The sequence below is a fragment of the Nocardioides sp. WG-D5 genome (assembly GCF_054031175.1).
Map to the genome: position 1 here is coordinate 4,914,028 of NZ_CM132928.1, position 20,432 is coordinate 4,934,459.

Sequence of the window (20,432 nt, forward strand, 5' to 3'; positions counted from 1 at the left end):
CCGGGTCAGAGCATCGTCGAGGCCTTCTCCAGCACCCGACGCAGGATCTGCTCCATCTCGTCGAACTCGGCCTGGCCCACGGTGAGGGGCGGCGAGAGCTGGATGACGGGCTCCCCGCGGTCGTCGGCGCGGCAGTAGAGGCCCTCGGACCACAGCGCCTTGGAGACGTACCCGTAGAGGATCCGCTCGCACTCCTCCTCGGTGAAGGTCTCCTTGGTCGTGCGGTCCTTGACCAGCTCGATGCCGTAGAAGTAGCCGGTGCCGCGTACGTCGCCGACGACCGGCAGGTCCTTCAGCTTCTCCAGGGTGGTGCGGAAGGCGGCCTCGTTGCGACGTACGTTGCCGAGCAGGTCCTCGGCCTCGAAGAGGTCGAGGTTGGCCAGCGCCACCGCGGTGGAGACGGGGTGACCGCCGAAGGTGTAGCCGTGGTAGAAGGTCTCCTCGCCCTCGAGGAAGGGAGCCATCAGCCTGTCGGAGATGATGGTGGCGCCGAGCGGCGCGTAGCCCGAGGTCAGCCCCTTGGCCGAGGTGATCATGTCGGGCACGTAGCCGAACCGCTCCGCGCCGAACATCGTGCCGAGCCGCCCGTAGGCGCAGATGACCTCGTCGGAGACGAGGAGCACGTCGTGCTCGTCGCAGATCTCCCGCACCCGCTGGAAGTAGCCCGGGGGAGGGGGGAAGCAGCCGCCCGAGTTCTGCACGGGCTCGAGGAAGACCGCGGCGACGGTGTCGGGGCCCTCGGCGCGGATCGCGAAGTCGATCTGGTCGGCGCACCAGCGGCCGAACGCCTCCGGGTCGCTCCCGTCCATCAGCCCGCCGGTGATCTCGAAGGCGCGGTAGATGTTGGTGTTCGGCACCCGGAAGGTCGAGGGGACCAGCGGCTCGAACGGCGCCTTGATGTCGGCGAGGCCGGTGATCGACAGCGCCCCGTGGGTGGTGCCGTGGTAGGCGATGTTGCGCCCGATCACCTTGTGCTTGCCCGGCTTGCCGCGCAGCTTGAAGTAGTTCTTGGCGAGCTTCCACGCCGTCTCGACGGCCTCGGAGCCGGAGTTGGTGAAGAAGACCCGGTTCAGGTCACCGGGAGCCAGCGAGGCCAGCCGCGCGGCCAGCTCGATGGCCGGCTCGTGCGCGTAGGACCACAGCGGGTGGAAGGCCAGCTGCTTGGCCTGCGCCGCGCCGGCGTCGGCGAGCTCGGCGCGCCCGTGGCCGACCTGGGTGACGAAGAGCCCGGCCAGACCGTCGAGGTAGCGGTTGCCCTCGATGTCGTAGATGTAGGCGCCCTCGCCCCTGGCGATGATCGGCACGTCTGCCTCGGCGTAGCTCGAATGCCGCGTGAAGTGCATCCAGAGGTGGTCCTTGGCGTCGCGCTGCAGCTGCTCGTGGTTGCCGGTCATGACTCCATGGTCACCCACTGCATCTCGCTTTCGCAAGCGAATCAGTTTCAAAGTGCGAATTTCACTGCGGATTCAGTTGTGACATCCCTGTTACAGGAAGGAGTTAGTCTCTATCGCATGGCAGACCAGACCTTCAGGAACGTGATCGGCGGCGAGCTGTGCGATGCCGCCGACGCCGCGACGTACGACGTCGTCGACCCCGCCACCGGTGAGGTCTACGCCCAGGCTCCGATGTCAGGGGAGGCCGACGTCGACAAGGCGTACGCAGCCGCCGCATCGGCCTTCGAGACCTGGGGCGAGACCACGCCCCAGGAGCGCAGCCTGGCGCTGCTCCGGATCGCCGACGCGATGGAGGCACGGGCCGAGGAGCTGACCGCGGTGGAGGTCAAGGACACCGGCAAGCCCTACCAGCTGACCTTGGAGGAGGAGCTGCCCCCGACGATCGACCACTTCCGCTTCTTCGCGGGCGCCGCGCGGACCCTGGAGGGGAAGAGCGCCGGTGAGTACCTGCCGGACCACACCTCCTGGATCCGCCGCGAGCCGATCGGCGTGATCGGGCAGGTCACGCCCTGGAACTACCCGCTCGCGATGATGTCGTGGAAGATCGCGCCCGCGCTCGCCGCCGGCAACACCGTCGTGCTCAAGCCCTCCGACACCACTCCGGCCAGCTCGTCCCTGCTGGCCGAGCTGGCCCAGGAGTTCCTGCCACCCGGGGTGCTCAACCTGGTCACCGGCGACCGGGACACCGGCCGCGCGCTGATCCGCCACCGGACGCCGCAGATGGTGGCCATCACCGGCTCGGTGCGAGCCGGCATGGAGGTCGCCGCGAGCGCCGCGGCCGACGTCAAGCGCGTCCACCTCGAGCTCGGTGGCAAGGCGCCGGTGATCGTCTTCGACGACGCCGACATCGAGAAGGCGGTCGCGGGCATCGCCGCGGCGGGCTACTTCAACGCCGGCCAGGACTGCACCGCGGCGACCCGGGTGCTGGTGCAGGCCGGCATCCACGACGAGTTCGTCGCCGCCCTGGCCGAGGCGGCCCGCAGCACCACCGTCGGCCTCCCCGCGGACAACACCGACGTCGGTGCGCTCAACAACCCCGGCCAGCTCGCCCGCGTCAAGGGCATGGTCGACCGGCTCCCGGACCATGCCACGATCGCGGCCGGGGGAGCGCCGGCCCGGGTGGAGGGTGGCGAGAACGGCTACTTCTACCAGCCCACGGTCCTGGCCGGCCTGCGCCAGGACGACGAGCAGATCCAGAACGAGATCTTCGGCCCGGTGATCACCGTGCAGCGGTTCGCCGACGAGGCCGAGGCGCTCCGGTGTGCCAACGACGTCGACTACGGCCTCGGCTCGAGCGTGTGGACCAAGGACCATGGCACCGCGATGCGGGTCAGCAAGCGCCTCGACTTCGGTGTCGTGTGGATCAACACCCACATCCCCTACATCTCCGAGATGCCCCACGGCGGCTTCAAGCACTCCGGCTACGGCAAGGACCTCTCGGTCTACGGGTTCGAGGACTACACCCGGATCAAGCACGTGATGTCGTTCATCGGCGAGTAATCCACTAGACAAACATGTGAGTGTGCGACCCTCGATGTGCGGGCCGGAGGGGTCCGTGAAAGCATCGAGCGCCGTTTCGCGTACCTCCGCGACCCGGTGCCAGCAATGGAAGCAGTCGAACCCCCATACGAGGTGCACCCCACATGTCAGCCAAGCAATGGCGGACAGATGTCCAAGGTCTCCGGGCCATTGCCGTAGGTCTGGTCGTCGCTGCCCACGCAGGCATTCCGCACACCGAGGGCGGCTTCGTCGGTGTCGACGTCTTCTTCGTCCTCTCCGGCTTCCTGATCACCACGCTGCTGCTGCGTGAGGCCGGCGAGAGCGGCACCGTCAGCATCCCGCAGTTCTACGCGCGCCGTGCCCGTCGCATCCTGCCGGCGGCCACCCTCGTGATCCTGGTCGTCCTGGCGTACGCCTCCTGGCAGCTCCCCACGACCCGACTCACCGACGCCGCCGCCGACGGCACCTGGGCGGCGTTCTTCCTGGCCAACGTGCACTTCGCCGCCGAGGGGGTGCAGTACTTCCAGCCCAGCGAGCCCTCGCCCTTCCAGCACTACTGGTCGCTCTCGGTGGAGGAGCAGTTCTACCTGGTCTGGCCGGTGCTGGCGCTCCTGCTCATCCCCAGGCTCGGCCGCAAGGGCTTCACGGTCGTCGCCGCGGTGATCGCCGTCGCGAGCCTCGCATGGTCGGTGTACGCGACCGGCGAGAACCCCACCGCCGCCTACTTCTCCACGCCCGCCCGCGCCTACGAGCTCGCCGCGGGCGCGCTGCTGGCCTGCTGGGGCGGCCGGCTCAAGGGTGCCGCGAGCGTCGCTGCCGGGCTCGGTGGAGCCGCGGCGATCGTCGTCTCGACCGTCGTGTTCAGCGAGGCCACCCCGTTCCCCGGCTGGCAGGCGCTGGTGCCCACGCTCGGCACGGTCGCGCTGCTGGCCTCCGGCGCGAACGCCCCGACGGCGAGGCTGCTCGCCGTGCGCCCGCTGCGCTACGTCGGCGACATCTCCTACTCGCTCTACCTGTGGCACTGGCCGCTCGTCGTGCTCGGCCCCGAGCTCCTCCGGCTCGGCAACGCCGCCCTCGAGATGACGGTCTCGGTCGCCGCCGCGCTGCTGCTCTCCGCGCTGAGCCACCGCTTCGTCGAGCTGCCGTTCCAGCACAAGCGGGTGCCGATGCTCTCCCACGGACTGCGCTCGCTGGTCCTGTGGCCGGTCGCGCTCGTGCTCGCGGTCGGCAGCGGCTGGCTGACGACCGGCTACGCGGCGTACGCGGAGAAGGAGCGCGCAGCGCAGGCGCAGGCGTGGTTCGCGGCCAACGAGGTCCCGGACACCGCCGCGGAGACCGGCGGCCCGCCGCAGGTGCAGCGCGAGCTCCGCGCCGCTCTCGACATCGCCGACCGCGGCGGTCCGATCCCGCCGGCCGTGCTCGGCGAGGACATCACCGAGGACCGGTGGCAGAAGACCTACGGCGACTGCTACGCCAACTACGGCGACACCCGCGGTGCCGACTGCACCCTCGGTGACACCGACGCGAAGAAGACCGTCGCGGTCGTCGGCGACTCCCACGCCGGGATGTGGCTGACCGCCTTCGACGACCTCGGCAACGAGAACGGCTTCCGGGTCGTGCCGGTCGTGAAGGTCGGCTGCGCCCCCTACCCGGTCCAGCACCGCGGCAAGAAGATGACTCAGGCCGAGTGCGACGACTTCCGCGAGTGGTCCGCGGACCTCCTCGAGCGCCTCGACCCCGACGCGATCGTCTCCACGGCCCGCGGCCAGCTCTTCATGCCCAAGACCTACGACGGGATGAGCCGCGACGAGCAGTGGTCGCAGGCCGTACGCAGCACGGTACAGGCCTACCGGGAGATCTCCCGCAAGGTGGTCGTCCTCGGCGACGTGCCCTCCGTCGACCACAACCCGGCCGACTGCCTCAGCGCTCCCGAGGCGGACCAGCTGTCCTGCCTCAGCGACCGGGACTCGCGCGAGACCAGCAGCAACGAGCTCACCGAGGCGGCTCTGAAGGGCACCCGGGCGGCGTACGTCGACACCCAGCGCTTCGTGTGCGCCGAGGACCGCTGCCCGCTGGTCGTGGGGGAGAAGGTCACCTACTACGACGACTCGCACCTGACCGAGTCGTGGGTCCGTCACGTGACGCCGAGGCTCGGTGTCATCCTCGAGCCGTTGATCTGACGCAGATTTAACTGGGACGCCGGTTTCAGGATTTGCCTTCGCGTGCATCTTTGTGGCTTAATTGTGGCCAGACGTTGCAAAACGTTTCATGCACAGCCCTGGACCCGTGGGGGAGTCCGGGGCTGTTGCTATTTCCCGTGAAGTTTTCCGGGCCGCAGCCCCGGCCGCTTGGCGCCCTCTCAGCCTCTGCTGGGAGAATGAGCGAGTGAACGATCAGCGACCACGCGACGTGGTGATCCTCGGCTCGACCGGGTCCATCGGCACCCAGGCGCTCGACCTGGTGCGGGCCAACCCGGACCGGTTCCGAGTCGTCGGCCTGACCGCGGGCGGGTCCAACAAGGAGCTGTTCGAGGCCCAGGTGGCCGAGTTCGCGCCCAAGTTCTCCGGGCTGGGGGAGGAGGCCTCGGTCGAGGCCGCCGCCCAGCCAGCCGACGTGGTGCTCAACGGGATCACCGGCGCCGTCGGTCTCCGCCCGACGCTGGCCGCGCTCGAGGCCGGCAACACGCTCGCCCTGGCCAACAAGGAGTCGCTGATCATCGGCGGGCCGCTGGTCAAGCGCGTCGCGCGCGAGGGGCAGATCGTCCCGGTCGACTCCGAGCACTCCGCGATCGCCCAGTCGCTGCGCGCGGGCTCCGCGAACGAGGTGCGCAAGCTGGTGCTGACCGCCTCCGGCGGCCCGTTCCGCGGCCGTTCGCGCGACGAGCTCGCCCAGGTCACCCCGGCGCAGGCGCTCAAGCACCCCAACTTCGCGATGGGGCGGGTGATCACGACCAACTCCGCCACCCTGGTCAACAAGGGACTCGAGGTCATCGAGGCACACCTGCTCTTCGACGTACCCTTCGACCGGATCGAGGTCGTCGTCCACCCGCAGCAGTACATCCACTCGATGGTCGAGTTCACCGACGGTGCCGTGGTCGCCCAGCTCGGGCTGCCGACGATGCTGGTGCCCATCTCGATGGGGATGGCCTGGCCCGAGCGGGTGCCCGACGCCGAGACGCCGATCGACTGGACCAAGGCCTCCGACTGGCGGTTCGAGCCGCTCGACGACTCCGCTTTTCCTGCGGTGCGGCTGGCCCGTGAGGCCGGCACCCGCGGCGGCACCCACCCCGCCGTCTACAACGCCGCCAACGAGGTCTGCGTGGACGCGTTCCACGAGGGCCGGATCCCGTTCACCGGCATCGTGGACACGATTGCGGAGGTGTTGGCAGCCCACGGCGGCGTACGCTCTGAAAGCAGCCTCTCGATCGAGGATGTGCTCGCCGCCGACGCCTGGGCGCGCGAGGAGGCCACTCGGATGCTGGAGAACCGTTCATGAGCTATCTGCTCTACACGCTGGCCGTGATCGGCTTCATCGTCGCGATCCTGGCCTCGATCGGCCTGCACGAGCTCGGCCACATGATCCCGGCGAAGGCGTTCGGCGGGAAAGTGACCCAATACTTCATCGGCTTCGGGCCGACGGTGTGGTCCAAGCAGATCGGCGAGACGGAGTACGGTCTCAAGGCGATCCCGCTCGGTGGCTACGTCAAGATTGTCGGCATGCTGCCGCCCGGCGCCGAGCAGCTGGGGGAGCGCACCGAGGACGGCGCGCTGCGGGTGCGCAAGTCCAACACCGGCATGTTCACCCAGCTGATCAGCGACGCCCGCTCGGCCGAGTGGGAGCTGATCCGTCCCGAGGACGAGCCGCGGCTCTTCTACAAGATGTCGTGGTGGAAGAAGGTCATCGTGATGGCCGGTGGGCCGTCGGTGAACATCGCGATCGCGTTCTTCGTGCTGTGGGGCGTCTTCGGCATCTACGGCGTCCGTGAGCCCGTCGTCAACGAGGGCCATCCGGTCGTCTCCAGCCTGCAGGAGTGCCTGCTGAGCTGGGAGGACCAGGGCCGCGAGTGCCGCGCCGGCGACAAGCCGACCCCGGCCGCCGACGCCGGCCTGAAGCCCGGCGACGAGCTGATCTCGTTCAACGGCACCGAGCTGACCTCGTGGTCGGTCGCCCAGAAGCTGATCCGCGACAACATGGACGACGCGGCCACCATCGTCATCGAGCGCGACGGGAAGCAGATGACGCTGCACACCCAGACCGTCGTCCAGGAGCGGATCAAGGACGTCGACGACACCAGCGCCGACCCGGAGACCGCGAAGGTCGGCTTCTTCGGGATGTCTCCCGAGTCGCACATCGTGACGACCAAGGAGGGGCCGGTCTACGCGCTGAAGGAGATGGGCGCGATGGCCGAGAACGCCGTCCACTCGCTGCTGCGCCTGCCGGTCAAGGTCTGGCACGTCGCGCTCGCGATCGTCGGTATCGAGGAGCGCTCGGCCGACAGCCCGGTCAGCATCGTCGGCGGTGGCCGCATCGCCGGTGAGATCGCGGCCCACGAGGGTCTCGACGTCGCCGAGAAGGTCTCCAGCTTCGCGTTCCTGGTCGGTGGGTTCAACCTCTTCATCGGCATCTTCAACTTCGTCCCGCTCCTGCCGCTCGACGGCGGTCACATCGCGACGGCGCTGTGGGAAGGCATCCGCCGCGCCTTCGCCAAGGTCTTCCGACGTCCCGACCCGGGACATGCCGACCCGGCGAAGCTGCTGCCGGTGGCGTACGTCGTGGCCTCGGCGCTGCTGGTGATGGGTGTTGTCCTGATCGTCGCCGACCTCGTCGTCCCGCTTCATCTCCAGGCCTGACCCGCACGTAAGATTGGTAGACATGACGTCCATCCCCCTCGGTATGCCGGAAGCGCCTGCTCCGGTGCTCGCTCCCCGCCGCAAGACCCGCCAGATCAAGGTCGGCTCGGTGGGCGTCGGCAGCGAGAGCCCCATCTCCGTGCAGTCGATGACGACCACGCTCACCTCCGACGTCAACTCGACCCTGCAGCAGATCGCGGAGCTGACCGCGTCGGGCTGCGACATCGTCCGGGTCGCGTGCCCGAGCCAGGACGACGCCGACGCGCTGCCGGCGATCGCGAAGAAGTCGCAGATCCCGGTGATCGCCGACATCCACTTCCAGCCGAAGTACGTCTTCGCCGCCATCGAGGCCGGCTGCGCGGCCGTTCGGGTCAACCCGGGCAACATCCGCAAGTTCGACGACCAGGTCAAGGAGATCGCCGCCGCCGCGAAGGACCACGGCACGAGCATCCGGATCGGCGTCAACGCCGGCTCGCTCGACAAGCGGCTGCTGGAGAAGTACGGCAAGGCCACCCCCGAAGCGCTGGTCGAGTCGGCGATCTGGGAGGCCTCCCTGTTCGAGGAGCACGGCTTCCACGACTTCAAGATCTCGGTCAAGCACAACGACCCGGTCGTGATGGTCCGCGCCTACGAGCTGCTCGCCGAGTCCGGCGACTGGCCGCTCCACCTCGGTGTCACCGAGGCCGGCCCGGCCTTCCAGGGCACGATCAAGTCGTCGGTCGCCTTCGGGTCGCTGCTGTCCAAGGGCATCGGCGACACCATCCGGGTCTCGCTCTCCGCCCCGCCGGTGGAGGAGGTCAAGGTCGGCCTGCAGATCCTGGAGTCGCTGAACCTCCGCCCGCGCCGCCTCGAGATCGTCTCCTGCCCGAGCTGCGGCCGCGCTCAGGTCGACGTCTACAAGCTCGCCGACGCGGTCACCGCCGGCCTCGACGGCCTCGAGGTCCCGCTGCGCGTCGCCGTCATGGGCTGCGTCGTCAACGGCCCCGGCGAGGCCCGCGAGGCCGACCTCGGTGTCGCCTCCGGCAACGGCAAGGGCCAGATCTTCGTCAAGGGCGAGGTCATCAAGACCGTCCCCGAGGCCGCCATCGTCGAGACCCTGATCGAGGAGGCGATGAAGATCGCCGAGGGCATGGAGCCCGTCGAGGGCGCCGGCGCGCAGGTCCGAGCCTTGCCCTGAGCTTGCGAAGGGCAAACGCGAGGAGGTCGAGCGAGCGTGCGGCTGAGCTTGCGAAGCCGCAACCGCGGGTCGAGACCCAGTCAGCAGCTGACACAGAACGCAGGAAAGCCCGGTCCGAGTCTCGGACCGGGCTTCTTCTTGTGCTCCGAGGCGTCCCCCTGCGTGCGCCTCGAAGGTCTGTGTCGTCTCACCAGTGCATCAGCCTGGAGACGACGCCGAGGAACCCGAGGTGGAGCAGGGCTCCGAGCGGGTCCGTGGTGATCAGGTGGCCCCAGGCGAGCGCGGCCTGGCCCATCTGGTTCCCGAGGGCCGTGGCGAAGCCGTCGAGCCCGCCGTGGGTCCACAGGTGGACGACGACGAACCGGAGACCCGGCACGACCAGGAACAGGACGAGTGCGGCCTTGACCGGAAGGATCCAGGACAGCGAGCCGCTGCCGGTGGACCTCAGGTTGCTGCTGCGTACCCAGCGGGTGCCGCTGGTGCCGTTGAAGCGGACCTTGGTGCGGCCCGCGGCGGTGGCGACGACGACACCGCGCTTTCCGGAACGTACGCCGCCGTGGGCCCGGACGGTATCGCCGAGGCGTAGGAAGTTGCTGGTCATCACAGCGCTCCTTCCGTGAGGACGACGGACACGGACGAGGTGCCGGCGGCTGCCTGGCACGTGGGCGGCTCGGCGCTGAGCAGCTGGTTGAAGCCGAACACGACAAGAAGCGTGACGGCGAAGGTGGCGATGCTGAACTTGTGGTTCCTCATGGTCATCATCTCCTTCAGCGGTGGGGCCCGTAGGTGGGGCCGGCGCTGTCCCTCTGGGGACATCTCCACGGTGGCGGAGGCCACAGGTGTCTCGCCAGAGGGCGGGCGGGAGTGGGGACGATGTGAGGACAGTCCCTGGTGAGTTGGGACGTTTCTGGGACAGAATTGGGACACCTGCGGGATACTCGCAACCGCGAATGCGGGCGACTGGGCGAGGGGTAATGGCCGACGAATCTCTCTCACCAGAGCAGTTCAACAGCGAATTGCGCGCCTGGGTCCGGCAGGTGACCGGAAAAGCTGATGGCGGCGCCGGTGTGGCGATGGCCCGGAGCACCTTCTACCGACGTACGTCCGGCTCGAAGCTGATGCCGCTCGACGAGCTCATCCGCGTCGTCGGCGGCGCGGTGCCCCGCACCCTCGACCCGACCCATCGCGGGGAGTGGATCCGGAAGAACACCGGCATCTGGCAGGCGAAGTGGTGGAAGGCGTACTCCTGGCGTGACGAGGGTGCCGCACCGCCCGGTCCGGTGCTGACCCCGGCGGTCACGGCACCCGCGGCCCCGATGACGGTGTCGGCCGCCAGCTCCCGGCTGACCTTCCCGCGAGCCCGGGTGGCGGCGCTGAGCGGGCTGACGACCGAGCAGCCCACGATCCCGCTCATCGAGGCGCTGGGCCGCTGGCTCCAGAACACCGAGTCCAACCTCTTCTTCCTCACCGGTCCCTCGGGCTCGGGCAAGACGATCGAGATCAGGGACTGGACCGCCTCGCAGGAGCAGGTGCGCTACATCAGCCTGCGCGACGGCGCGGTCGACTACGGGGACCTGGTCGGCGAGGACCGCTCGCCGATCGTCATCGACGACTTCGACCTGATCTCCTCCAGCGCCGAGGAGCACGGCGTGACCCGGCCCGACCTGAGCGAGCTGCGCTCCGCGTTCGGCCGCGGTGGCAGGTTCGTCGTGATCAGCAAGCGCAACCTGCAGACCGAGCGCGACGAGCTCGCCGAGCAGCTGCGCAGCCCGGCCCGGCTGGAGGACCTCGGCGTCGAGTCGGCCGTGGTCGTACGCGTCGAGCCGATCTCCCCGGTCGAGGTGCGAGCCCTCAGCGAGGAGCGCGGCGGTGACGAGAAGCTGCGCAACCTGGCCGCGGAGATGGAGCGCGGGGGAGGATTCTTCCCCGCGACTCCGATGGTCCTCAAGCAGCTCTACGCCTCCATCGAGGAGGGCGCTCCCGCTCCTCGGACGCAGTGGGACGGCTACACCGTCCACCTCAAGCACGTCTGCGGGCAGCCGTGGGACCGGAAGAGCTCACGCATCCCCAGCCGGGTGCGGTTCCAGACCTACCGCGACATCGCCTGGGACCTGTTCACCGGGATGGACGAGCCGGACTCGCAGGAGCAGGACCTGATCCCGGTCCCGCGCGTCTCGGAGTGGCTCTTCGCCAACCTGCAGCGCGACCTCGACATCACCCGGCAACGGGACTTCCTGACGTACGAGTGGATCGCCGACCTGCTCGACCACTCCGAGGTCTTCGGGGTGACCGGACGGACCAAGGACTCGGTGGAGTCGGCGGAGTTCGCCCACGAGACCTTCTACCAGTACTTCGTCGCCGAGGGCATCCGCGACCGGCTGCGCGACGGGCACGGCATGGCGCTCGACGGCGCCCGGTTCGCCGACATGCACATGGGCCCGCTGGTGATGACGTTCCTCAAGGCCGGGTTCCAGCCCGGCGACCTCGATGCCGTGGCCCGGCTGAGCGTACGCGAGAGCCTGTCCTGGATGGACCGGCTGATCTGCCTCTACCTGACCGAGGAGCGCGAGGACTACGGCGACCTTCTCGACCAGGCGCCGGAGCGCTACTGGGACGAGCTGGAGTTCGTCCTGGAGGCGTTCCGGTCGCTGTTCCTGCGCAAGGCGGCGATGTTCCAGCTGATCCTGCGCGGCCGGGTGCCGGTCGACGGCTACCTCGAGATCCTGGAGCGGGAGGAGGATCCCGGAGCCGTCGCCCGCGAGCGCGACGTGCTCGGCTGGGGCACCGACATCACCGCGGCCCTGGTCCGTCGGCTCCACCACCCGGTCCTGGCGCCGGCGATTCCGATTACCGCGTACCGGCTCGGGCAAATGGGTGATATCACTTGCCTGAGCCATCTCGAAGGTCTCACTGGTCTGCCGCCCGCCCATCAGGACGTGGTCCGGTCGGCGATCCACCGGATCAAGGAGCGCCATGAGCACAGCGTCTGAGTCAGGCACCCCGCCACGGCCTCCCGTGCTCGTCCTCGGCGCCACCGGCGACCTCGGCAGCGCGGTCGCGCGCCGACTCACCGCGGAGGGCACACCGGTCATCCTGCACGCCTACAGCCGCACCACCGAGCTGGCCTACCTGGCCGACGAGACCGGCGCCGTCGCGCGGGTGGAGGGCGACCTGACCAGCGACGACGGCGTGAACGCCCTGGCCGAGACGCTCGCCGGGTTCGACACGCTGTCCGGCCTCATCAACTGCTCCGGCATCAACCCCAGCCCCGACACGGTCGCCGAGATCGACCGCGACGAGTGGCAGCTCACCCTCGACCTCAACCTGACCTCGGTCTGGCGCACGGCCTCGCTCGCGCTCCCGAAGCTGCGGGCCGCCCGGTCCGGTGCGGTCGTCCTGGTCAGCTCCGTCTTCGGGATCCGTACGCCGTCACGACGGGCCGCCTACGGGGTCTCCAAGCACGCCCTCACCGGGCTCGCCCAGGCGATCGCGCAGGAGGAGGAGGGCATCGTCCGCGCCAACGTCGTCGCCCCCGGGCCGATGTGGAGCGAGTCCTCCCGGCAGGTGTTCGTCAAGCACGCCCGCAAGGAGGGCGTGACCGTCGACCAGTACATCTCCTACCGGGCCGCGCGCATCCCCGGACACCGGTTCGTCACCGCCGACGCGGTCGCGAAGGTGTGTGTCTTCCTCGCCTCCGACGGCGCGAGCGCGATCAACGGCCAGTGCATCGTCGCCGACGGCGGCGAGTACTGAGGCGCGACCCGAAATCCGCAATTTACCCGAGATGCCGCTGATGCGCGCTCGCACTGCTTAGGCTTCGCCTAGCGCCTCCACACGTCTTCTTCTTCCCTTCTCAGACTGGCGACAACAGTGACCAATTTCTGGCTTGCCATCGATCACGCGGACGATGCGCTGTTCCGCACCTCGGACTCCTCCGACATCAGGTCCGAGCTCCTCGATCTGGTGGCCCACACCCCCGGCTGGGGCATCGTCGTGCGCCCCACGCAGGGGCACGGCGACGTACGCCGCGAGCTCGCCTGCGCCGGGCTCCCGGACATCGAAGCCGTCGATGACCTCGTCGTCCCGGAGAGGTCGACGGACGCGGTGAAGGTCGGGTTCGACGATCACCGGGCCGAGTGCGCGTCGATGGCGCTGGCCATCCTGGACCGCCTCCCGAGCTACGACCGGGTCTTCCTCGAGCCCTACTGCACGACGCCGGGCTGCCTCGACGACCTGGCCGTCCTCGGCGCGCGGTCGCGGTGCGGCGGCATCGTGCTCAAGCTCAAGGTCAACGACGAGGGCCTCGCGGCCATCGAGCGCGCCGAGATCGGCGACGCGCCCTGGGTCGCGCGCTCGGACGGGATGGGCTGGGACGACTTCAGCGGACGCCTGCCGCGGGTCCGCACCCTCGGCGCCCGGGGCGTGATGGTGGGCCGTGCGGTCTGGGGAGACACCGGCGAGGCCGGCCAGGACGTACGCCTCAAGTCCATCCGCGAGCGCATGCACACTATCGAACGCGCCTTTGCTTAGCGGTCGCTCCGGCGCGGTCTCTTGATCCGGCCAGCGAGCCGTGGCGCGACGTACGACCAGATTGGCCCTAGGCTCGGAGACATGCTCACGACGCGCCAGGGGATCCGCCCGCTGCATGCGGGTGATCTCGGCGCGTTCCTGGAGCTGACCGCCCTGGATCCGGTGGTGAACGTGTTCGCCGAGTACCGCGCGCGCACCACCAACCTCGAGCCCCGCTGGCTGGGCGGCGAGATCTGGGGACGCTGGGACGGCGGCGACCTCGTCGCGGCCTGTCACGTGGGCGCCAACCTGGTCCCCATCCAGGCCACCGAGGACGACGCCGCGGCCTTCGGCGAGCGCGCTCGCAGCCGGGTCCGCACCGTCTCGACGATCGTCGGGCGGCAGCCCGCGGTGCGCTCGCTGTGGGGATCGATCGGCGATTCCTGGGGCACTCCGCGCGACCAGCGGTGGGAGCAGCCCCATCTCGAGCAGCAGCTGCAGAGCCTCGTCGAGCCCGACCCGTTCGTGCGCCGCACGGTCCGCACCGACATGGACGTCCTCTATCCGGCGTGCGTGGCGATGTACACCGAGGAGGTCGGCATCTCGCCCGAGACCGGCGGCGGCCGCGACCTCTACCGGGCCCGGGTGCTCCAGCTGATCTCCCGCGGCTGGTCGTTCGCCCGGATCGAGGACGGCGAGGTCGTCTTCAAGGCCGAGGTCGCTTGCGCGACCCCTGAGGCCGCCCAGATCCAGGGCGTCTGGGTGCCTCCGCACCGGCGCGGCGAGGGTCTCGCTGCCCGCGGGATGTCCGCGGTCTGCGACATCGTCCGCAGCGAGATCGCCCCTCGTATCTCCCTCTACGTCAACGAGTGGAACGCCCCCGCGCGCCGTGCTTACGAGCGGGCCGGCTTCCTCGAGACGGCCCGCTTCTCCACCATCATGTTCTGATCCGGCGATGTTCTAGGAGTACGCCCGCCAGGCGCGTTCGCAGTCGGTGGCCTCACAGCGCACCAGCCAGCCGCCGCTGCCGTTACCCGGGTAGGACCGCATCAGGATCCGGGTGTTGGTCTCCCAGGCGTACATCCACAGCCCGTTGGGGTTGCGATAGGTGGTCAGCAGCGTGCCGCGGAGGCTGCGGCGACGCACGACGTCGGCGTGGTTCTCGTGCTCGATCGCGTTGGTCGCGAACCGGGCGCCGTCGGGTGCGAACGACGCCACCGCCTCGAGGCAGCCGCGCCACAGCGTGGTGCCGGGAGCGGACACGGTGGAGACCACCGAGCAGGCGTCGAGGTTCGACGGGTCCTTCGTGTACGTCGCCAGCCGGTTGGATGCGAAGCTCCCGGCGTATGCGCTGCGGGAGGCGATCGTCCGGATCGTCCCGGCCCTCCAGTCCCACACGAACGTGCGCGGAGTGCTGAAGCCGCCTATCAGCACGCGGGTGCCGCTCGCGTCGACCGGTTCGGGCCGGGTCGCCGCCCTGAAGGTGCGTCCGGCGACCGTGGCCGCGGTGGTGGCGTTGCGCACGACGACTCGGATGCCACCGGTGCTCGGGTAGGACGTGTGCAGCAGATAGCGGCCGTCGGCCGAGAGCCGTGCCTTCGCCGAGTAGTGCAGGTTGGCGAGCGTCTTCTGCGGGACGTCGAGCTGGACGCGGACGATCCGGTCGATGTCCCGGTTGGTGACCCGCAGGACGAAGCCCTTCCCGGACCGGCCGAGCAGCGTGAACTCGTCGAGCTCGTCGCCCACGAGGGCGACCGGGGTCTTCATGCCAGTCGCCGGGTCGACCACCGAGACCGACTCGGACGAGGGCCGGTGCAGGTAAGGCACCGTCGGACTCTCGCCGACGGGCAGAGGCAGGGGACGTACGTCGACGGTCGGGGCCGCGGATGCCGGTGAGGTGAGCAGTGAGAGCGCGGTGGCGGCCAGGGTGATGCCTGCCAGGACGCGGATGAGTGTCGTCTTCATGTCAGGTCCTCGATGTGTCCCTTGGCGGCGCGCTCGCAGACTGCGGCCTCGCAGCGGACCAGCCAGTTGGTCGTTCGGTCGTTGGGGTAGGACTTCAGCAGGATCCGGGAGTTGGTCTCCCAGGCTTCTGCCCAGACCCCGTTCATGTTGGTGTAGGTGGTCAGCAGGGTGCCGTTGAGGCTGCGGCGCTTCACGTTCGCGATGCCGCCGTCATTCGGTTCGGTGGCGATCCGAGCGCCGTCCGGCGAGAAGGAGGCGACCTTCTCGGTGCACGTGCGCCAGGTCGTCGTCGCCGGGGTGGAGATCTTCGAGACGTACGTGCACTCCGGCTGTCCCGAGAACGCGTCATAGGTCGCCAGCCGGTCGGAGGCGTAGGAAGCCACGTACGCCGTCCGGTTCCCGATCGTGACGATGGCCCCGGTCTTCCAGTTCCAGGTGAGCGTCCGGGAAGGCGAATGGGCGCCCATCAGGACCGTCGTTCCGCGTACGTCGAGGGGAATCACGCGAGAGCTGACCCGGAACGTGCGGCGAGCGATCTGCTGTCCCGTCGCGGCGTCCAGGACACGCGCGACGGCGTTGTCGTTCGGATAGGTGAGCAGCAGCAGGTAGCGGCCGTCGGAGGTGAGCCTCGCGTCCTCGGCCAGGCTCAGGTCGATGAGCTGCTTCGGGGCCTTTCCCGGTTCCACACGCACGATTCGGTGCTCCGGGAAGACGCGTACCAGATAGCCGTTGCCCGAGGCACCGAGGAGATTGGCGTGGCCGGAGTCTGACATCGGGATCGAAAGCCTCGTCTCCCCGTCGACGACGTCGAAGTTGCCCACCGAGCCGGCGATGTAGGGGACCGTCGGCGGCGCTCCCATGGGCAGCGGGAGCGGACGGACGCTGACGGATGTGGCGGCAGAAGCCGGTGACAGGAGTGTCACCGGGAGCATGAGAGCAGCAAGGATGGCCGTGGCCAGTGCCGGGATTCGGATACCTCTCATGAAAGTTAAGATGCGCGGGCCGCCGCCGCGGTTGCAACGCCAATTCCAACCGGTTCGCGGGAGCGGTCCGGTGCGCCGTACGCTTGCCCGCATGATCGCCCGTATGTCGACCCTGTTCGTGCGGACCCTGCGTGAGGATCCCGCCGACGCCGAGGTCGCGAGCCACAAGCTGCTTGTCCGTGCCGGCTATATCCGCCGCGCCGCTCCGGGGATCTACTCCTGGCTGCCGCTGGGCCTGCGCGTGCTCGGCAAGGTCGAGCAGATCATCCGCGAGGAGATGGCCTCGATCGGCTCCCAGGAGGTGCACTTCCCGGCGCTGCTGCCCCGCGAGCCCTACGAGGCGACCGGCCGCTGGACGGAGTACGGCGACGGCATCTTCCGGCTCAAGGACCGCAAGGAGGCCGACTACCTGCTCGGCCCCACGCACGAGGAGATGTTCACGCTCCTGGTCAAGGACCTCTACGGCTCCTACAAGGACCTGCCGCTGTCGATCTACCAGATCCAGACCAAGTACCGCGACGAGGCTCGCCCCCGCGCGGGCCTGCTGCGCGGCCGTGAGTTCATCATGAAGGACTCCTACTCCTTCGACGTCACCGACGAGGGCCTCGAGGCGGCCTACCAGGCCCACCGCGACGCGTACGTCCGGGTCTTCGACCGCCTCGGCTTCGAGTACGTCATCGTGAAGGCGACCTCCGGCGCGATGGGCGGCTCGGCCTCCGAGGAGTTCCTGGCCGTCTCCGAGGCCGGCGAGGACACCTTCGTACGCTCGCCCGGCGGCTACGCCGCCAACGTCGAGGCGGTCACGACGCTGGCCCCCGAGCCGATCTCCTACGAGGGCGTCCCCGCTGCTCACGCCGAGGACACCCCCGAGACCCCGACGATCCAGACGCTCGTCGACCACCTCAACAAGGCGTTCCCGCGGGACGACCGTCCCTGGGAGGCCGGCGACACGCTGAAGAACGTGCTGCTGACGCTGCGCCACCCCGACGGCACCGTCGAGCCGCTCGCGGTCGGCCTGCCCGGTGACCGCGACGTCGACATCAAGCGTCTCGAGGGCCAGCTGGAGCCGATCGAGGTCGAGCCCATGGACGACGTCGAGCTCAAGAAGCACGCCTCGCTCGTGAAGGGCTACATCGGCCCCGAGGTGCTCGGCGAGAAGTCCGAGTCCGGGATCCGCTACCTCGTCGACCCGCGCGTGGTCACCGGCACCCGCTGGGTCACCGGCGCCAACGTCGAGGGCAAGCACGTCATCGACCTGGTCGCCGGCCGTGACTTCACCCCCGACGGCACCATCGAGGCCGCGGAGGTCCGCGAGGGCGACCCGGCTCCCGACGGCTCCGGCCCGCTGACGCTGGCGCGCGGCATCGAGATGGGCCACGTGTTCCAGCTCGGCCGCAAGTACGCCGACGCGCTCGGCCTGCAGGTGCTCGACGAGAACGGCAAGCTGGTCACCGTCACGATGGGCTCCTACGGCATCGGCGTCACCCGCGCCGTGGCCGCGATCGCCGAGGGCACCCTCGACGAGATCGGCCTCGCCTGGCCCCGCAACGTCGCTCCGTACGACATCCACCTCGTCGCAACCGGCAAGGACTCGGCCGTCTTCGAGGCCGCCGCCACGCTCGCCGAGGAGCTCGAGGCCGCCGGCATCGACGTGCTCTACGACGACCGCCCCAAGGTCTCGCCCGGCGTGAAGTTCAAGGACGCCGAGCTCATCGGCGTCCCGACCATCGTCACCGTCGGCAAGGGCCTGGTCGAGGGCAAGATCGAGGTCAAGGACCGGAAGAGCGGCGAGAAGACCGAGGTCGCGCTCGCCGAGGCCGTCGCCCACCTGACCGAGGTCGTCGCCGGCTGACCCACCCGCCGAATCTGTAGTTGTGGGCGACGAAACTCGAGTTTCGTCGCCCACAACTACATTCTCGGCCGCCACTTCTGCGGATTCGGCGGTGGCGGTTGGGGCAAGATCGACCCCATGACGGGGGACAGGATTCTTGACCGTACGCTCGCCGGGCGGGTGACGAGCGCGGCGGAGGCGGCCGCGCAGATCGGCCCGGGGGAGACCGTGGCGCTTTCGGGGTTCGCCGGAGCCGGCCACCCGAAGGCCGTGCCGGAGGCGCTGGGCGAGGTCCGGGAGTGGCCGGAGGACGTCGATGTACGTCACTCGCGGGTCGCCCAGCACGCAGTCTCCGGCTTCTACGGCGCCCTCGACGTCGCGGTGGTCGAGGTGGCGGCGATCCTGCCCAACGGGCTGCTCGTCCCGGGGAGCAGCGTCGGCAACAACCAGACCTGGCTCGACCTCGCCGACACGGTGGTCCTCGAGGTCAACAGCTGGCACCCACGCGGGTTCGAGGGGTTCCACGACATCCATCACGGCACCCGGCTGCCACCGCTGCGGGCGCCGATCCAGCTGACGACACCGACGCAGCGCATCGGTGACCCCTACCTCCTGGTCGATCCCGACAAGGTCGTCGCCGTCGTCGAGACCGACCGTCCCGATCTGGGCTCGCCGCCGAGCCCGATCGGGGAGGAGAGCCACGCGATGGCCGACCTGGTCGTGGACTTCCTCCGTCACGAGGTACGCCACGACCGACTCCATCACAGCCTGCTCCCGCTCCACGCCGGTGCCGGAGACGTCGGCGACGCGGTCCTCGCCGGCCTGCAGAAGGCCGAGTTCGAGCACCTGACGGCCTACACCGACACGATCCGGGACGGTGTCCTCGACCTCCTCGACTCCGGGAAGCTGATCGGGGTCTCGGCGACCTCGTTCGGCCTCTCCGAGGCGGGTGCGCGCCGGTTCAACGGCGACATCCACCACTACAAGGGCCGGGTCCTGCTGCGCCCACAGGAGATCTCCAACCACCCCGAGGTCATCCGCCGGCTCGGCCTCATCGCGATCGACTCGATGACGGAGGCCGACATCCACGGCAACGTGAACGCCGTCGCGAGCTCGGGAGACTTCGCGAGCAACGCCCACCTCAACTTCTTCGTCGCGCCCTCGACGGCCGAGGACGGCGCCGTCTCGCGCATCGTGCCGTTCGTACGCCACGTCGACCACACCGCCCACGACGTCCAGGTGGTCGTCACCGAGCAGGGCGTCGCCGACCTGCGCGGTCTCTCGCCCGCCGCCCGGGCCCGGCGGATCATCGACCGCTGCGCCCACCCCGACTTCCGCGAGCAGCTCACCGAGGCCGCCGAAACGGCGCGACCGTCCCGCTGAGTCGCCGCTAGGGTCGGGCCATGGCGATCGACGCGGTGATCTTCGACTGGGGCGGCACGCTGACGAAGTGGCACGACATCGACTTCCATGCGGAGTCGCTGGCGCTCGCCCAGGCGGTCAGAGGAGCCTGCGACGACGACCACCCGGTCAACGCGACCCGGCTCCACCAGGCCGGCGACACGATCTGGGCCCGGAGCCGCGACCATCAGCAGAGCTCCACGGTCGACGATCTCTTCGCCGAGGCCGGACTCGAGCACGACCCGGAGCTGCTCGACGCCTACTACGAGTTCTGGGAGCCGCACACGCTGACCGACTCCGAGGTCGGGCCGCTGTGGGAGGCGCTCCGCGCCGACGGCGTACGCGTCGGGGTGCTGTCCAACACGATCTGGCCGCGCGCGTGGCATCGCGGGTTCTTCGAGCGTGACGGCGTGCTCGATCTGCTCGACGGTGACGTCTACACCTCCGAGGTCCCGTGGACGAAGCCGGCCGAGGAGGCGTTCCACGCGGCGATGGCGGCCGTGAAGGTCTCGGATCCGTCTCGATGCGTCTACGTGGGCGACAGGCTCTTCGACGATGTGTACGGTGCTCAGGAGGCCGGTCTTCGGGCGATCCACATCCCGCACAGCAACATCCCGAGCAGCCAGGTCGGCCACAGCGAGGGCTCCCCGGACGCCGTCGCCCACCGGTTGAGCGACATACACCACATCATCCGCTCCTGGGAATGACGCCAGAAAAGTTGCAAGTTCTTGCAATGCGCTTTTGCGGGTCTGGGCCACTCTG

17 protein-coding genes are annotated in these 20,432 nt (G+C 69.3%); 12 read left to right on the forward strand and 5 right to left on the reverse strand.

The features are described 5' to 3' along the window. Positions 1-5: 5 nt before the first annotated feature. Positions 6-1,394: an aspartate aminotransferase family protein gene (locus ACWZJV_RS23760; protein ID WP_457179092.1), complete on the reverse strand. Its 1,389-nt coding sequence runs from the start codon at positions 1,392-1,394 to the stop codon at positions 6-8. Positions 1,395-1,511: 117 nt separating this feature from the next. Here ACWZJV_RS23760 and ACWZJV_RS23765 point away from each other — a divergent pair, with 117 nt between their 5' ends. From ACWZJV_RS23765 to ispG, 5 genes are all read left to right on the forward strand, one after another. Further along, complete coding sequence (locus ACWZJV_RS23765; protein WP_457179093.1) at positions 1,512-2,954, forward strand: gamma-aminobutyraldehyde dehydrogenase; 1,443 nt, start codon at positions 1,512-1,514, stop codon at positions 2,952-2,954. A gap of 143 nt (positions 2,955-3,097) precedes the next feature. Continuing rightward, positions 3,098-5,134, forward strand: coding sequence for an acyltransferase family protein (locus ACWZJV_RS23770; protein ID WP_457179094.1), 2,037 nt, complete (start codon positions 3,098-3,100; stop codon positions 5,132-5,134). A 205-nt stretch (positions 5,135-5,339) separates the two neighbouring features. Next, the gene (gene dxr, locus ACWZJV_RS23775) at positions 5,340-6,449 is read left to right on the forward strand and encodes a 1-deoxy-D-xylulose-5-phosphate reductoisomerase (RefSeq protein WP_457179095.1); all 1,110 of its coding nucleotides are present in this window, start codon (positions 5,340-5,342) and stop codon (positions 6,447-6,449) included. Next, entirely contained in the window at positions 6,446-7,804 is a 1,359-nt protein-coding gene (locus tag ACWZJV_RS23780) for a M50 family metallopeptidase (protein ID WP_008363251.1), read from the forward strand. The genes dxr and ACWZJV_RS23780 overlap by 4 nt, the downstream gene beginning before the upstream one ends. Before the next feature lie 22 nt (positions 7,805-7,826). Further along, positions 7,827-8,981, forward strand: coding sequence for a flavodoxin-dependent (E)-4-hydroxy-3-methylbut-2-enyl-diphosphate synthase (ispG, locus tag ACWZJV_RS23785; protein ID WP_008363250.1), 1,155 nt, complete (start codon positions 7,827-7,829; stop codon positions 8,979-8,981). 187 nt (positions 8,982-9,168) lie between these two features. Here the strand turns inward: ispG and ACWZJV_RS23790 are convergent, their stop codons facing one another. Then, positions 9,169-9,582 (reverse strand): hypothetical protein, encoded by a 414-nt coding sequence (locus ACWZJV_RS23790; protein WP_040757087.1) that lies wholly within the window; start codon positions 9,580-9,582, stop codon positions 9,169-9,171. Next, positions 9,582-9,734: a hypothetical protein gene (locus tag ACWZJV_RS23795; protein WP_196874770.1), complete on the reverse strand. Its 153-nt coding sequence runs from the start codon at positions 9,732-9,734 to the stop codon at positions 9,582-9,584. Before ACWZJV_RS23795 ends, ACWZJV_RS23790 begins: the two co-directional genes overlap by 1 nt. A 284-nt stretch (positions 9,735-10,018) precedes the next feature. On the opposite strand from ACWZJV_RS23795, the gene ACWZJV_RS23800 reads away from it, so the two are divergent. From ACWZJV_RS23800 to ACWZJV_RS23815, 4 genes are all read left to right on the forward strand, one after another. Continuing rightward, complete coding sequence (locus ACWZJV_RS23800) at positions 10,019-11,971, forward strand: hypothetical protein (protein ID WP_457179096.1); 1,953 nt, start codon at positions 10,019-10,021, stop codon at positions 11,969-11,971. Then, the gene (locus ACWZJV_RS23805) at positions 11,955-12,734 is read left to right on the forward strand and encodes an SDR family NAD(P)-dependent oxidoreductase (RefSeq protein ID WP_008363243.1); all 780 of its coding nucleotides are present in this window, start codon (positions 11,955-11,957) and stop codon (positions 12,732-12,734) included. The genes ACWZJV_RS23800 and ACWZJV_RS23805 overlap by 17 nt, the downstream gene beginning before the upstream one ends. A 117-nt stretch (positions 12,735-12,851) precedes the next feature. Continuing rightward, complete coding sequence (locus ACWZJV_RS23810) at positions 12,852-13,511, forward strand: hypothetical protein (protein ID WP_457179097.1); 660 nt, start codon at positions 12,852-12,854, stop codon at positions 13,509-13,511. Between the two features lie 81 nt (positions 13,512-13,592). Beyond that, positions 13,593-14,438 (forward strand): GNAT family N-acetyltransferase, encoded by an 846-nt coding sequence (locus ACWZJV_RS23815; RefSeq protein ID WP_457179098.1) that lies wholly within the window; start codon positions 13,593-13,595, stop codon positions 14,436-14,438. 12 nt (positions 14,439-14,450) lie between these two features. Here ACWZJV_RS23815 and ACWZJV_RS23820 read toward each other — a convergent pair whose 3' ends face one another. Both ACWZJV_RS23820 and ACWZJV_RS23825 read right to left on the reverse strand, forming a co-directional pair. Continuing rightward, on the reverse strand, positions 14,451-15,455 hold the full coding sequence (locus ACWZJV_RS23820) for a hypothetical protein (protein WP_008363240.1): 1,005 nt from the start codon (positions 15,453-15,455) through the stop codon (positions 14,451-14,453). After that, a complete protein-coding gene (locus ACWZJV_RS23825) occupies positions 15,452-16,438 on the reverse strand; it encodes a hypothetical protein (protein WP_457179099.1) in 987 nt (328 codons plus the stop codon). Before ACWZJV_RS23825 ends, ACWZJV_RS23820 begins: the two co-directional genes overlap by 4 nt. A gap of 91 nt (positions 16,439-16,529) precedes the next feature. Here ACWZJV_RS23825 and ACWZJV_RS23830 point away from each other — a divergent pair, with 91 nt between their 5' ends. The 3 genes from ACWZJV_RS23830 (at position 16,530) to ACWZJV_RS23840 (ending at position 20,377) form a co-directional block, all read left to right on the forward strand. Further along, on the forward strand, positions 16,530-18,290 hold the full coding sequence (locus ACWZJV_RS23830; protein ID WP_457179100.1) for a proline--tRNA ligase: 1,761 nt from the start codon (positions 16,530-16,532) through the stop codon (positions 18,288-18,290). 117 nt (positions 18,291-18,407) lie between these two features. Further along, on the forward strand, positions 18,408-19,652 hold the full coding sequence (locus ACWZJV_RS23835; RefSeq protein WP_457179101.1) for an acetyl-CoA hydrolase/transferase C-terminal domain-containing protein: 1,245 nt from the start codon (positions 18,408-18,410) through the stop codon (positions 19,650-19,652). A gap of 20 nt (positions 19,653-19,672) precedes the next feature. Then, positions 19,673-20,377: an HAD family hydrolase gene (locus ACWZJV_RS23840; protein WP_457179102.1), complete on the forward strand. Its 705-nt coding sequence runs from the start codon at positions 19,673-19,675 to the stop codon at positions 20,375-20,377. Positions 20,378-20,432 lie beyond the last annotated feature (55 nt).